The sequence below is a fragment of the Binatus sp. (SeqCode) genome (assembly GCF_049584895.1).
In the GTDB taxonomy this organism is placed as follows: domain Bacteria; phylum Desulfobacterota; class Binatia; order Binatales; family Binataceae; genus Binatus.
In genome coordinates this window covers 144,221-157,921 of the sequence record NZ_JBAUYR010000147.1, presented here as the reverse complement: position 1 = coordinate 157,921, position 13,701 = coordinate 144,221, and the positions used below count along the sequence as shown (strand labels likewise).

Annotated in this window: 12 protein-coding genes; 6 read left to right on the top strand and 6 right to left on the bottom strand. The window is 61.1% G+C overall.

Translation table 11 applies throughout. The annotated features are described in order from the left end of the window. The first annotated feature begins 75 nt into the window (after nt 1–75). The 3 genes from WB650_RS24855 to WB650_RS24845 all read left to right on the top strand — a co-directional run bounded on the left by WB650_RS24855 (nt 76) and on the right by WB650_RS24845 (nt 4,306). The gene (locus WB650_RS24855; protein WP_423962443.1) at nt 76–2,163 is read left to right on the top strand and encodes a thioredoxin domain-containing protein; all 2,088 of its coding nucleotides are present in this window, start codon (nt 76–78) and stop codon (nt 2,161–2,163) included. A 9-nt stretch (nt 2,164–2,172) separates the two neighbouring features. Then, nucleotides 2,173–3,132: an endonuclease/exonuclease/phosphatase family protein gene (locus WB650_RS24850; RefSeq protein WP_422301718.1), complete on the top strand. Its 960-nt coding sequence runs from the start codon at nt 2,173–2,175 to the stop codon at nt 3,130–3,132. Between the two features lie 76 nt (nt 3,133–3,208). Then, nucleotides 3,209–4,306, top strand: coding sequence for a glycoside hydrolase family 172 protein (locus tag WB650_RS24845; RefSeq protein ID WP_423962441.1), 1,098 nt, complete (start codon nt 3,209–3,211; stop codon nt 4,304–4,306). A gap of 156 nt (nt 4,307–4,462) precedes the next feature. On the opposite strand, the gene WB650_RS24840 is transcribed toward WB650_RS24845, so the two are convergent. Together WB650_RS24840 and WB650_RS24835 are read right to left on the bottom strand one after the other, a co-directional pair. Continuing rightward, entirely contained in the window at nt 4,463–4,879 is a 417-nt protein-coding gene (locus WB650_RS24840) for a hypothetical protein (RefSeq protein ID WP_423962439.1), read from the bottom strand. 3 nt (nt 4,880–4,882) lie between these two features. Then, nucleotides 4,883–7,201, bottom strand: a complete 2,319-nt coding sequence (locus WB650_RS24835; protein ID WP_422301722.1) for a CaiB/BaiF CoA transferase family protein — start codon at nt 7,199–7,201, stop codon at nt 4,883–4,885. 233 nt (nt 7,202–7,434) lie between these two features. On the opposite strand from WB650_RS24835, the gene pstS reads away from it, so the two are divergent. The 3 genes from pstS (at nt 7,435) to WB650_RS24820 (ending at nt 11,066) form a co-directional block, all read left to right on the top strand. Beyond that, nucleotides 7,435–8,469 carry a phosphate ABC transporter substrate-binding protein PstS gene (gene pstS / locus WB650_RS24830; RefSeq protein WP_423962437.1) on the top strand — a complete coding sequence of 345 codons (1,035 nt, stop codon included), beginning with the start codon at nt 7,435–7,437 and terminating at the stop codon, nt 8,467–8,469. A gap of 93 nt (nt 8,470–8,562) precedes the next feature. Further along, nucleotides 8,563–9,018 (top strand): hypothetical protein, encoded by a 456-nt coding sequence (locus WB650_RS24825; protein ID WP_422301388.1) that lies wholly within the window; start codon nt 8,563–8,565, stop codon nt 9,016–9,018. Between the two features lie 47 nt (nt 9,019–9,065). Next, nucleotides 9,066–11,066 (top strand): ATP-dependent helicase, encoded by a 2,001-nt coding sequence (locus tag WB650_RS24820; RefSeq protein WP_422301390.1) that lies wholly within the window; start codon nt 9,066–9,068, stop codon nt 11,064–11,066. 5 nt (nt 11,067–11,071) lie between these two features. On the opposite strand, the gene WB650_RS24815 is transcribed toward WB650_RS24820, so the two are convergent. The 4 genes from WB650_RS24815 to WB650_RS24800 are packed head-to-tail and all read right to left on the bottom strand — an operon-like array spanning nt 11,072 to nt 13,652. Beyond that, complete coding sequence (locus WB650_RS24815; RefSeq protein ID WP_422301392.1) at nt 11,072–11,494, bottom strand: secondary thiamine-phosphate synthase enzyme YjbQ; 423 nt, start codon at nt 11,492–11,494, stop codon at nt 11,072–11,074. Nucleotides 11,495–11,522: 28 nt separating this feature from the next. Then, complete coding sequence (locus WB650_RS24810) at nt 11,523–12,188, bottom strand: hypothetical protein (protein WP_423962434.1); 666 nt, start codon at nt 12,186–12,188, stop codon at nt 11,523–11,525. Then, on the bottom strand, nt 12,137–12,730 hold the full coding sequence (locus tag WB650_RS24805) for a hypothetical protein (RefSeq protein WP_423962432.1): 594 nt from the start codon (nt 12,728–12,730) through the stop codon (nt 12,137–12,139). Before WB650_RS24805 ends, WB650_RS24810 begins: the two co-directional genes overlap by 52 nt. Beyond that, the gene (locus WB650_RS24800; RefSeq protein WP_422307189.1) at nt 12,705–13,652 is read right to left on the bottom strand and encodes an LLM class flavin-dependent oxidoreductase; all 948 of its coding nucleotides are present in this window, start codon (nt 13,650–13,652) and stop codon (nt 12,705–12,707) included. Before WB650_RS24800 ends, WB650_RS24805 begins: the two co-directional genes overlap by 26 nt. Between the last annotated feature and the right edge of the window lie 49 nt (nt 13,653–13,701).

Here is a 13,701-nt window from a genome sequence, read left to right as displayed (position 1 = left end):
CGCTCGATACTCTGCCATACGCGATTCGATCGGAATGACAGAGCGGCGAGAGGCAGATAGGATGATGTGAGATTCATGAGCCAGGCGAAAAATCCCGAAAGTCACGTCGGCCGCAAGCCGAATCGGTTAATCAACGAACAGAGTCCGTACCTGCGGCAGCATGCGTACAATCCGGTCGATTGGTATGCGTGGGGGCCGGACGCGCTCGCGCGCGCGCGGACCGAGAACAAGCCGATCATGCTGTCGATCGGCTATTCGGCCTGTCATTGGTGCCACGTGATGGAGCGCGAGTCGTTCGAGAACGATGCGATCGCGCGGGTGATCAACGAGAACTTCATCCCGATCAAGGTGGATCGCGAAGAGCGGCCCGACCTCGATCAGATTTACATGGATGCGGTGCAGCTGATCACGGGTCGCGGCGGATGGCCGCTGACGATGTTCCTCGCGCCCGACGGTCGGCCTTTTTTCGGCGGGACCTACTATCCGCCCGAGGATCGGCAGGGCATGCCCGGCTTCCCGCGAATCCTGGCGGCGGTGTCGCAGGCATATCGCGACAAGGCGAAGGAGGTCACCAACAATCTCGAGAAGCTGACCGAGGCGCTCGGCGCGATTACCAACTACGTGCCGACCGTCGGCGATTTGAAGCCGGGCCTGGCGACCGAATCGGCGCGCGCGCTCGGCTCGCACTACGACAGTATCAATGGCGGTCTTGGGCAGGCGCCGAAATTTCCCAACACCTTCGTGTTCTCGCTGTTTCTTCGCGTGCATGCCGCTGACGGCGATGAGGCGATGGCCGAGATGGTTCGGCATACGCTGTCGAAGATGGCGCGCGGCGGAATTTACGATCAGATCGGCGGCGGATTCCATCGCTACAGCGTCGACGAGCGATGGCTGGTGCCGCATTTCGAAAAAATGCTCTACGACAACGCGCTGCTTGCGCGCCTTTACCTCGATGCCGGCCGCGCGCTGAACGAGCCGGAGTTCCTGGGCGTCGCGCGCGAAATTTTCGACTACGTTCTGCGCGAGATGACGAGTCCCGAGGGCGGCTTTTACTCGGCGCAAGACGCGGACAGCGAGGGCGAGGAAGGAAAGTTCTTCGTCTGGACGCCGGAGCAGGTCGACGCCGTGATTGGTCCCGAGCTTGGCGCGATAGCCGAGCGCTATTTCGACATCTCGATCGAAGGCAACTTCGAAGACGCGAACATTCCGCATCGCACAATCGAGCTGCCTGACGCGGCGCGGATGTTCAAAATTTCGGAAGACGAGATGGCGTCGAAGATTCGCGAGATTCGCGAGAAGCTGTTTGCGGCGCGCGAACAAAGGGTGAAGCCGGGCCGCGACGAAAAGGTGCTGGTGGCATGGAATGCGATGATGATCGGTGCGTTCGCCGAGGGTTATCGCGCGCTGCACGAGCGCCGGTATCTCGATGCGGCCGAACGCGCGGCCGATTTTATCATGACTACGATGTGGGACGGCCGTGCGCTCAAGCGGTCGTTCAAGGACGGCGTTGCGCGGCACAACGCATACCTCGAGGACTATGCGCAGTTGGTGGGCGCGATGCTCGACGTCTACGAAGCCTCGCTCGACGCGAAGTATCTGGCGCATGCGCGGACGCTGGCCGACGTGATCCTCGATCGCTTTATCGACAAGGAAAAAGGCGGCTTCTATTTCACGTCGGACGATCACGAGGCGCTGATCATGCGCTCGAAGGCGGCCTTCGACGGCTCGACCCCGTCAGGCAACAGCGCGGCCGTGATGGCGTTGCTCAGGCTGCACGGGTACACCGGCGATGAGCGTTACCGCGTCGAGGCGGAGCGGACGCTCAGGCTGTTCCGCGAATTTATCGAGAAGCAGCCGTTCGGATTTTCGCACATGCTCGAGGCGGTGGATCTTTATCAGCGCGGGCCAATCGAGGTTGTGATTGTCGGCGACCGCAAATCGTCCGAGCTGATCGAATGGACCGAGCGGCTCGGCCTGCTCTACGTTCCGAATCTTGCGATCTTCGTCACCGACCCTGCCGACGCTCAAACCGGTTTCATCCCGGAGCAGGTGCGCGACAAACGGCAGCTCGACGGCCGCGTGACCGCGTACGTCTGCCGCGATCATACCTGCACGGCGCCGATCACCTCGTTCAAAGATCTTCAGAAGGAATTGGCCGACTAGCTCCTGGCGATGCACCGCGACGCGCTCGATCTCACCGCGGCAGGCGCAAAGCTGGCGCCGCATTTTCCGCCGGTCGTCGTCAATCGTGCGGCGCGCCGGGCAAAGTCGCGGCTGCGAGTCGTGCTGCTCAACGCCGCCGGCGGGAGAAGATTCCGCGACATCGTGAAGTGTCTGAAGCGTCCGCCGCTCAACGGCGCCGAGGTGATCCTGCTGTGCGAAGTCAATGCGGGATCGAAGCCGTCTGCCGGCCGCGACGTTGCCGCCGAGATGGCGGCGATGCTCGAGATGAGTTGCGCATACATTCCCGAGTTCGGTGTGACGAATTCGCGCGGAGAAATCATCGGATACATGGGCAATGCGATCCTGAGCGCTGCGCCGTTCGACGACGTGCTCGCAGTCGCGATGCACCGACCGCGCACGCCGCCGATGTTGAGGCGCCGCCGGCGCTGGTCGCGAAAAGGCACGCCGACGGGACTCGTGACCAGGGTGAATTTCGGAGGTAGGGAATTGACCGTCGGCCTCGCGCATCTGCATAGCCGATGCATGCCCGCCGAGCGCGCGCGCCAGATGGCGACTTACCTGGAGTCGTTTCCGCGGACAGGTCGCGCGGTTTTCGGCGGCGATCTGAATACTACAACTACCGAGCTGGCGAGCTGGGCCGATATGCGGGCAACGGCGCGGCAAATGATCGCTACTCCCGATCGATTTCGCGCACCCCAGGCATACGAGCCCCTGTTCGAGCATTTGCGAGAGCATCGGCTCGAGATCGAGGGCGTCAACGTTGCCAATCACCCGACTTTCACTTTCTCCGGACTGATTCCGCGATCGATGCGACCAAAACTCGATTGGCTCGCGGTCCGCGACCTCCATCCAATAGCGGGGACGGCGGCGGTAGTCTCTCCGCGGTCGTCGATTCTGATGCGCCGCATATCCGATCATGATTTCGTGACAGTCGATCTCGAGCCGTAGTCGCTCCCAGAAATACTTCCGCATCGCGATGTGAACTGACTAGAATTGCGCGGCTCGTCACGAGGAGGCGCACGCGATGGCATCGTTCAATGGACTCGGCATGCATATGGGGAATCTCGCGATCCTGTCGACGGCGGAAAGCCGCTCGATAAGTGCGGAGAATCCGACTGGCGAAAAGGGGAAGGGCGCGATGGCGACTCCCGACCCGGCGAAGAGTCCTGCGCGAAAGCTCGGCCGCGGATGGAAAGTTGCGCCCTACGTCGTAATCGAGCCGGGCGAAGTGAAAGTGCTCGCCGATATCGCGGGTGCGGGCGCGATCGCGCAAATCTGGATGACCCCCACGGGAGCGTGGCGCTCGAGCATCCTGAGAATTTACTGGGACGATTCGCCGGAGCCGTCGGTGGAATGCCCGGTCGGCGATTTTTTCGCGTGCGGATGGAACAAGTACGCGCAGGTTTCGTCGTTGGCAGTATGCGTGAATCCCGGCAGCGCCTTCAATTGCTATTGGGAAATGCCATTTCGCAAGCGATGCCTGATTACTATGTCCAATACCGCTGACTCGGCAATGATACTATTCTATCAAATCAACTACATACTCACTGAAGTACCTACTGACGCTGCCTACTTCCATGCACAGTTCCGGCGTGTGAACCCCCTGCCGTACAAAGAGGTATACACAATCGTCGACGGCATAACCGGGCGCGGGCAATACATCGGCACCTACATGGCGTGGGGCGTTCACAACAGCGGATGGTGGGGCGAGGGCGAGATAAAATTCTTCATGGACGGCGACGCGGAGTTTCCGACGATCTGCGGCATCGGCACCGAGGATTACTTTTGCGGCTCGTACAACTTCGACGTCGGCGAGGAGAACGGCGGGTATCGCGAGTTCACGACGCCCTACGCGGGATTGGCGCAAGTCATTCGGCCCGACGGGCTTTACGCGTCGCAGCAGAGATTCGGAATGTACCGCTGGCATATCGCGGACCCGATCAGGTTCAAGCGCGACCTGCGGGTGACGATCCAGGCGCTCGGATGGCTGGGCGACCCGCGAAAGGGCGCGGAGTTCCTGCCCCTGCAGGACGACATCGCGTCGGTGGCATACTGGTACCAGACGCTGCCGGCGGCAAAGTTCCCACCGCTGCCATCGCCGGCCTACCTGCGAATTGTGTAGTGCCTTTTTCCGACTGGCTATTTGAGTTTGCTCGCGGCTTCGACTATCAACTCGTACACTTGGCGCGGGTCTTCGAGTGCGAGTATCCGGTACCACTCGTTGCCGGTCCAATCCGGCGGAACAGATGGGTCGGTGAATGGGAGGGCTCCCGAACGACTATCCGGTGGGCTCAATTCCACAGTGCGATTGATACGCAGGACGCGGAGGCGCGGCGTATTCAGGGCGTCCAACGGAACGGCGGTCATCTCGGGCTCTCTCAATCCCGATACGATGATCGCGCGCTGATTGGTGACGCCGTAAAAGGTGTTCGAGAGATAGGTGTGGAAAACGATCGCTTCCGCGATCAAGAACGCAGACCAGCACCGCGAGCAGAATCGAATTGATGTCCGCACGCTCGGCAAGACTGGATTCGAGCGGCAGTGCACGCAACGCAAGCGCCGCGATTCCGACCAGGACTATCGCGACGACGCGCCATCGCAGCAGCGCGGCGGTGTCATGCGGGCGTCCGCACCAGAGCAGTTTCTCGCGCGCCAGCAGATGCGGAGTGATGACGGCGGCCGCCTCAGGATCCATCGATCACTTGACGATGCGGGCGGCGCGCAAATCGGCGATTCGGTTGGCCGAGTAGCCGAGGTACTCACGCAGGATCTCGTCGGTGTGCTCGCCCAGCATCGGAGCGGCGCGTTCGATCGTGCCGGGAGTCGCGGAAAACTTCGTCAGCATCCCGGTTTGATGCACGCGGCCCCATTGAGAATGAGACAACTCGGCGATCAGATCGTTCGCGACTACCTGCGGATCGTCGAAAAGTTCGCGGGTGTGATTTACCCGCGTTGCCGGGATGTTGGATTTCTTCAACGCTGCGAGTGCGTCGTCGCGATTGAGCTTCGCAAACTGTTCCGCGAGCGCTTCCGCGAGAGCACCCTCGTCCGGCTCGGTGGAGGCAGTGTCCCAGTTGGTATTCGGCAGCCCCGGCATAATAGTCAGTAGCGCGTTCCACTGAGGTTCACTGGATAGCGAGATGAATAGCCATTCGCTGTCGCGGCATTGGTACGCTCGCGAGAGCGCGGAGCGTCCGCGATTCTCAGTGGCCCCATTTTCCATGTCGGGCCGGCCGGTATAGAACGCGAACTCGCCAGCCTGAAAGGCCATCGCGGATTGCAGCAGCGAGGTCTCACAGAACTGGCCGCGACCCGTGAGTTCACGTGCTCGCAGCGCGAGGACGCATCCAAATGCGGAGAGCATCGCAGCACCGTAGTCGCAAATCGCGCAGGTCAGGTACACCGGATGCCCGTGATGGCCGCCCTGCGCCGCCATCACGCCCGACCGCGCCTGCAGCAGCGGATCGAAGCCGGGCTGATTGTGCTCAGGCCCGCGATTTCCGAACGCGTTGACCGACATATAGATGATGCGCGGGTTGCGCGCTGCCAGCGCTTCGTAGTCGAATCCGAAATTGCGCATCCGGCCCGGCCGCAGATTCTCGACCACGATGTCGGCCTGGTCGGCGAGCCCGTGGATTATTTCGCGACCTTCCGCACTTGTGAGATTCAAAGAAATGCCGCGCTTGCCCTGGTTCCAGCCGAGAAAGCCGAAGCCGAAATGGCGAAACGAATCGCCTTCGAGGCTTTCGATCTTGATAACTTTGGCGCCGAGTTGCGCGAGAATCATCGGGCCGTACGAACCCGCGATGTAGCTGGCGAAGTCGAGCACCGTGACGCCATCAAGCGGAGGTTTTCCAGCCACGCGCAGATCGCTTTTCGCCGATGTGTCGCGCTTTGGCTCTGCAAGCCATTGTGATGCTGCTCTCTCGTCGCCGACCTTGGGAACAGGGCCGGTGATTTCACCGGGAGTGTCGTTGAGGAACACTGGCAGGCCCATCTGAATCATGCGGCCGAGAGTGGGGTCGTCGATTTCCCGACGCATCGCGAGCGCGCGCGTCTGCGGGTGATCGATGAACTCCTGGCGGGACATAACCGGCGCGCATGGAACGTCGGACTCGCGCAGGATGCGCAGCCATTCGTCGCGCGGGCGCGTGCGGATGATCGGCTCGATGATATCTTTTAGGGGCTGCCAGTGCTCTTGCGCGATTCCCCACGGCGCATTTTCGAAGCGCGGGTCGCCGACGAGATCGGGCCGGTCGATTGCAATCGCGAACTTGCCCCAGAAGGTCGCGTTGCCGCATGCGGCGAAAAGGTACTGGCCGTCGGCGGCTTCGAACAGACGATAGACCGGAATCGGACCGAGCGGATCCTGCGGACCGTGATAGAGCGTCGTCATTTTTTCGTGGCGCAGAATTCCGCCGGTATGCAGCGAGAAGGCCCCGGCCAGGAGCGAGACCTCGACGGTCTGACCTGCTCCGTTCGGTCCGCGCGCAAGGATCGCGGCAACCGCCGCAGTCGCCGCCATCACACCCGCCGAATAACTTGCCGCCGGAAAAACCAGCGCGACGGGATTGCCGCTGCGCGCCCACTGGCTTCCGGTGATTCCGCCGCGCGCAGCGACCAGATCGTCGTTCGCGTCGAAGTCCGCGTCAGGGCCGCGGCTGCCGAGCGGAGGCACGCCGAGCGCAATCGCGCGGGGATTCATCCGACGAATCGATTCAGGATCGAGGCTGAGTTGACGTAGCCGGGCCGGCGTGAAGCCGGTCACCACGACGTCAGCCCATCGAATCAACTCCGCGACGCGCGCCTGCGACGCGCGATCGTCGAGGTCCAGTTCGAGCGCGCGCTTGCTGCGGTTGAGGACGTGGAAGTGCGGCGTGCCGCGCTCGCGCGAGCCGCCGCGGGGCTCGACCTTGATGGCGCGCGCGCCGTTTTCCGCAAGCAGCATCGTCGCGTAAGCCGCGCCCATGTTTGAATCGAATTCAATGATATTGATTCCGTCGAGTGATTTGCTCATTGAAAATTGCCAATGGTTGGTCTGCGATTTGAATTGTCGTTGAGCAATGCCAAGAAAAGCAAACGATCGTGCCAACGCATGATTATGCTCCGGAATTGCGCCCCGGGGCCGAACGATTTCAACCCGCCGACACGCCGGGTTCATACGCTGTTAACGTTGAGTGCATAGCTTCTGCGCGCCGCCATTCAGATCCACGGAGCGGGGACGACTAACTTCGAGGCAAATTCAAGAAGATGCTCAAACGACGACTCATTCTGGTTCTCTTCACAATCGCGTCGATTGCCGGGATCGCCAACATCGGATTCGCCGACTTGTTAATTAATGGCGCCGGCGCAACGTTCCCGTATCCGATCTATTCCAAGTGGTTCGACGTTTACGCGAAAGAAAATCCCGGTATAAAGTTCAACTATCAATCGATCGGCTCGGGCGGCGGAATCAGGATGCTCTCGAATCGCACGGTTGACCTCGGCGCGAGCGACGCTCCGCTCACCGATCAACAGCTCGCCGACGCGCCCGGCAAAATTTTGCACTTCCCGAGCGTGATGGGCGCGGTAGTAGTCGCGTACAACCTGCCCGGATTTACCGGCACGCTGCGTCTGACGGGTCCGGTCATCGCGGACATTTATTCGGGAAAAATAACCAAGTGGGACGACGACAAGATCAGGGCACTGAATACAGGTGTGGCGCTCCCGTCGGGTCAGGACATCGTCGTATGCCACCGATCGGATGGCAGCGGCACATCGTACATTTTCACCGATTACCTTTCCAAGGTTAGTCCGAGCTGGGCGACCGACCCGGGCAAGGGCACTGCGGTTAAGTGGCCTGTGGGACTGGGCGGCAAGGGCAATGAAGGCGTGACGGCATTGGTCCAGCAAACGCCCGGCGGGATCGGATACATCGAGCTGATATACGCGCTCAACAACAAAATTCCATTCGCGCAGTTACAGAACAAAGCGGGCAACTGGGTGGATGCGAGCCTGGCGGGGGTTACGGCGGCGGCGGCTTCGATGGCTGAAAAGATTCCGGCCGATTTCCGCGTGTCGATCACAGACGCGCCTGGCCCAAATGCGTATCCGATCTCGTCGTTTACCTACCTGCTCGTTTATCAGAAGCAGACGAAAAAGGATGTTGGTGATCAGATCAAAAAGTTCCTGGGCTGGGCGCTGACGGAAGGACAGAAGGAAGCGCCGGATCTCAAGTACGCGCCGCTGCCGGCCGGAGTCGTCCAGAAGGAGACTGCGCAGATTCAGGAGATCCAGGTTCCGTAACGCGATCGTCGTCAGTCTAAAGACGCGCGGGCGTCGAACATAGGCGCCCGCGCTTTTTCTTTTCGTCGAATGCTTCAGCTATGGTCGAGGGCTGTGACACGACAACTGCAAGCATTCATCCTGGCGCTCTCAATTGTGGTAGCGACATGCGGTATCGGGCGAGCGCAGGACTATGTGATCGATCAGCGCACCAGCGACGCGCTTACGAAGTATCTACATATGAGCGAGCTGCCGATGGTGACGGCGCAGTTCTCGACGTCGCCGGGCGGCAGCAAACAATTGATACTCACGGGATTTGTAACGACACAGTTTGGGCGCAATGACGCCGAACGAATCGCGATCGGCTACCTGAACGATCCGAGCGTCAATATGGTCGATCAGATCCTGCTCGATCCGCACATCGAAGATATGCGCGGCGGGCAGCAAGGTTCAGGCACGGCTGGTTCGCAATCGCAAAACAGTCCCGACCAACTTTGGAATAAGACGATGCAGGGCATCTACAAGAACGGCGGGCAGACACCCTCTGGCAGCGGGCCGATGCTGCCCTAGGCGGCATCGTAACTTGCGGCGCGCGGCGTGGTAGGATCGCGCTTGCCGTGGCCGACAAGGTAATTTACCTGCGCGAAAAGCCGGCGTCGCCGGTCGACGAGCGCAACTTCAAAATCAAGTACGCCGAGCTGCTGAATCCCGCTCAGCTCGCCGCCGTGACACATCGCGACGGCCCGCTGCTGGTCGTGGCGGGAGCGGGATCGGGCAAGACTCGCACACTCATCTATCGCGTCGCGCGACTGATCGAGAGCGGCGTGCCGCCGGGCGCGATCCTGCTGCTGACGTTCACCCGTCGAGCGGCGCAGGAGATGTTGCGTCGGGCGGAGCAGCTCGTTGGAGATCGCGCAGGCGCGGTCGCGGGCGGAACGTTTCATTCCTTCGCGAACAACATACTGCGGCGGCATGCGGCGCCGATGGGCCTCAAGTCCAACTTCACGATTCTCGATCGCTCCGACATGGAAGACGTCATCAACCTGCTGCGGACGCGGATGGGACTGGCGTCGCGCGAGCGCCGGTTTCCCAAGAAGAGCACGATCGCCGAGGCGATCAGCATGGCGCGCAACAAGCGCCGCGCGTTGGAAGAGGAAATCGAGATCGATTTTCCCCATCTCGGCGAGCATGAGACGGAGATTCTCGAGCTCGCGAAAAATTACGAGAGCTACAAGCGCGAGCGCGGCCTGCTTGACTACGACGACCTGCTGTATCGGCTCGCCGAGCTGCTCGAACAGTACGAGAACGTGCGGCGAAGGATTTCAGACAGCTATCGCTACATCATGATCGACGAATACCAGGACACCAACCTGATCCAGGCCGACCTGGTGCGGCTGCTCGCGATGAATCATCGCAACGTGATGGCGGTCGGCGATGACGCGCAGTCGATTTATTCGTTTCGCGGCGCCAATTTCCGCAACATCATGGATTTCCCCTCGATTTTTCCCGGCGCGAAGATCGTAAAGCTCGAAGAGAACTATCGCTCAATCCAGGGAATCCTCGACGTCGCCAACGACGTGATTTCACGCGCCGGCGAGAAATACACCAAGGCGCTGTTCACGCAGCGCGAGGGCGGGTTTCGGCCGTTCCTGGTGCGTGCGCAGGACGAGCACATGCAGTCGCGATTCGTCGCGCAGAGAATCCTCGAGCTGCGCGAGGAGGGCGTCGATCTCAGCGAGATCGCGGTGCTGTTCCGATCGAGCTTTCACTCGTTCGATCTCGAACTGGAGCTGCAGCGGCGCGACATCCCGTTCATCAAGCGCGGCGGGTTCAAGTTCATCGAAACTGCGCACATCAAGGACGTGCTGGCGCATCTGCGGGTCATCGCGAATCCGGCGGACGCCGTCTCGTGGCTGCGCGTACTCACGCTGGTGAAGGGTATCGGGCATCGCACGGCGGAGCGGACGATCGATTCGCTCGTCGCCACTGACGATCCGGCGGCCGCTATTGCGAAGTTTGCTGAAAAAGCGCGCGGCGGTGCGGAAGGTGGTCTCAAGCGGCTCGGCACGCTGCTGGCGGAGTTACGCAGCGGTGAAAAACGTCCACCAGAGCAGATTGCGATGACGCTCGAATACTATCTGCCGGTGATGCGCGAGGCGTACGCCGACGATTACCCCAAGCGCGAACGCGACCTCGAGCATTTTCAGAATCTCACGGAGCGCTACAAGAGCCTTGAACAGCTTCTCGCGGACATGGCACTCGAGCCGCCGACCGATTCGCTCGACGGCGTGCTCGCGACGGATTCTGAAGACGAGCACCTGACGCTCTCGACGATTCACTCCGCCAAGGGGCTCGAATGGAAAGTGGTCTTCCTGATCTGGGCCGCGGACGGACGCTTCCCGGGACCGCAAAGCGTCGGCGACGATGAAATCGAGGAGGAGCGCCGCCTGATGTACGTCGCGAGCACCCGCGCGCGCGACGAACTCTACCTGTCGTATCCGATACACATGTTCGACCGCACCTTCGGCTTCGTGATGGGCCGCGTCTCGCGCTTCCTCGAAGACGTCCCGGCAGAGCTGCTGCAGACCGCAACCCTGCAGGAGTCCGAGGAGTCCTAGCGAAGTTACTCTCCGATCAGCTTTATCAATATGCGCTTGGGGCGGTGGCCGTCGAACTCGCCGTAGAAGATTTGTTCCCAGGGGCCGAAGTCGAGCTTGCCATCCGTGATTGCGACCACCACCTCGCGGCCCATCACCTGGCGCTTATGATGCGCGTCGCCGTTGTCCTCGCCGGTGCGATTGTGATGATAGCGCTCGGGGCTCGGGTCGTAGGGCGCCAGCCATTCGAGCCATCGCTTGTAATCTTCGTGAAGCCCGGGCTCGTCGTCATTGATAAAGACCGATGCGGTGATATGCATCGCATTGACGAGGCAAAGTCCCTCGCGCACGCGGCTTTCCTTCACGGCCTTCTCGACGTCACCGGTGATATTCACGAAATCCATCCGCTCCGGCACCTTCATGGTGAGATATTTGGTATGCGACAGCATGAGAGGTAGTCCTCCGATGATTGTTATTTCATTTGACTGCCTCGAACTTGGCGTAGCCGGTCAGGTCCTGATCCGACGTTGTGTGCATCGGCGTCGAGACTTCGCGCAGTACCGGGACCTTCTCGGTGATCGTTCCCGTTGCCGGCGCGTCCTTCGGCACTGTGATTACGCGCGTGCCGACGAAGCGGACCACCGTTGGCAGCATTCCGCCGGTGTCGGTGTAGTGCGTGTGCGTGGCCTCGAAGACGGTGTCGGCCTTGAAGAGTTTCGAGCCGGCGCGGATCAGGTACTCGTTATTCGGGAGCGGGCGGACCAGGGTCGACTGGCTAATCACATATAGATGTCCGACGGTCGGGCGCAAAAATCCGGGGTACAGCGGATTCACGCCGAGCCAGTACGGCATGACGATGCGGCGGCCGGGCTTCCAGTCGGTCAGGCTGACGTGCGCCTCGTGATCGTTGGCGGCGAGGATGAAGTCGCGGCCGTCGAAGTCGCGCATGATGTCGCGGCTCAATTGATCCTCGGGCGGCGTGCTGATTTCGCCGGTGGGTCCGAAGTCGAGCGCCTTGTCCGGCGTGCATCCGGCGACGACCGCGATGAGCGCCAGCGCGATTGCGAGGACGATCGTTCTGCCGCGGCGAATCATGTGCTGTATCTCGCGTAATCCTTCGGGATATGGCCGCCGAGCGTCCATTTCATCGGCAACGAAACCTCGCGCAGCACTGGAATCTGAACCGTTTTGCCGTCGGGTCGTTTGAATTCGCGCTTGCCCATGTATTGCACGATCGTCGGCAGAATTTTTCCGGTGCCTAAGTAGTTCGTGCGCGTCGTGACGAACACCGTCTCTTGTTTGACGAGCGAGCTGCCCGCTTCAATCATCCATTCGCCGGGCGCGTCGAGCGGCTTTTCGAGAGTCGCCTCACTGATGACGTAGAAGTCGCCTTCTTTCGGCGCCATCACTCCGGGGACGAGGATGTTGACGCCGAACCAGAACGGCAGCTTGAGGAACTTATCCTTGCGCCAATCGAGCGGGCGCACTTCGGCGATTTCATTGTTGTCACCGAGCACGAAAGTGCGGTCGCGAAAGTTGAGCTCGACATCTTCGGCGCTGGCGTAGATGCTGGGCGGCGGCTTGAGCGGCTGGGACTTTGCACATCCTGAAAAAATAGCGACCACGAATGAGAACGCGATCGCGATCCGCGCGAACTTTTCAGGCCGCAGCGTAGTGCGAGGCAATCTCGCGGCCGACCAGTTCGATTTGCTTCGGCCACGCATCGGGTTCCGCAATTGGCCACAGTACAAACTTGTCGAGACCCTTCGCAACGTATTCGCTCAAGCGTGCGATTACGTCATCGGGCGAGCCGTAAACCGTGCGCTCCAGGTAGGCCTCCGCGCCACGGCCCATCGCGGAGAGCATCGGGCGCATTTCCTCGAGCGCGCGCTCGCGCGATTTCGAGATGCGGCAGAGCAGGATTAGTCCCGATTCGATGTGCGCGTTAGCGCGTCCGTAGCCGGCCGCGTAGTCGCGAATCTTCGCCATGCTCGCGCCGAATTCTTCGGGCGTTTGAAACGAGGCGAAGAAGCCGTCGGCCAGGCGCGCCGCGCGTTTCAACGCCGCATCGGAACGGCCGCCGACCCAGATGTCCATCGTGCCGAAATCGTTGTTGGTGCGCGCGACCGGACGCGGCTCGATCGTGACGTTATCAAAGTTGAAGAAGTGTCCGTGATAGCTCGCGACGCGCTCGCGCCAGACCGTGCGCAGCACCTCGATTCCTTCGTCGAGGCGCTTGCCGCGCCCTTCGAGCGGGATTCCGCACGCGGCGTAGTCGGCGAGATTCGCGCCGGTGCCGACCGCCATCACCATCCGGCCGTTCGACAGGTAGTCGAGCGACGCGAACGATTTCGCAACCATCAGCGGGTGACGCAGGTTGAGCAACAGCACGCTCGGTCCGAGTTTCATGCGCGAGGTGCGCGAGGCGAGGAGCGACAGGGTCGCGACGACGTCGAGTTCCGGCGAGGGCGCGAGCAGATGATCTGAGAGCCAGAACGAATCGAGGCCCCAGTCTTCGGCGCGTTCGGCGACGTGCGCGATCGTTTCCGCGGCGGGCATCCCAAGCCGCCAGAGTCCGAAACCGACACCGATTTTCACCTGTTTCATCGCGGTTCTCTCCCATGTTTGCGCGGCTCTCCTGATGATAATAGCATAG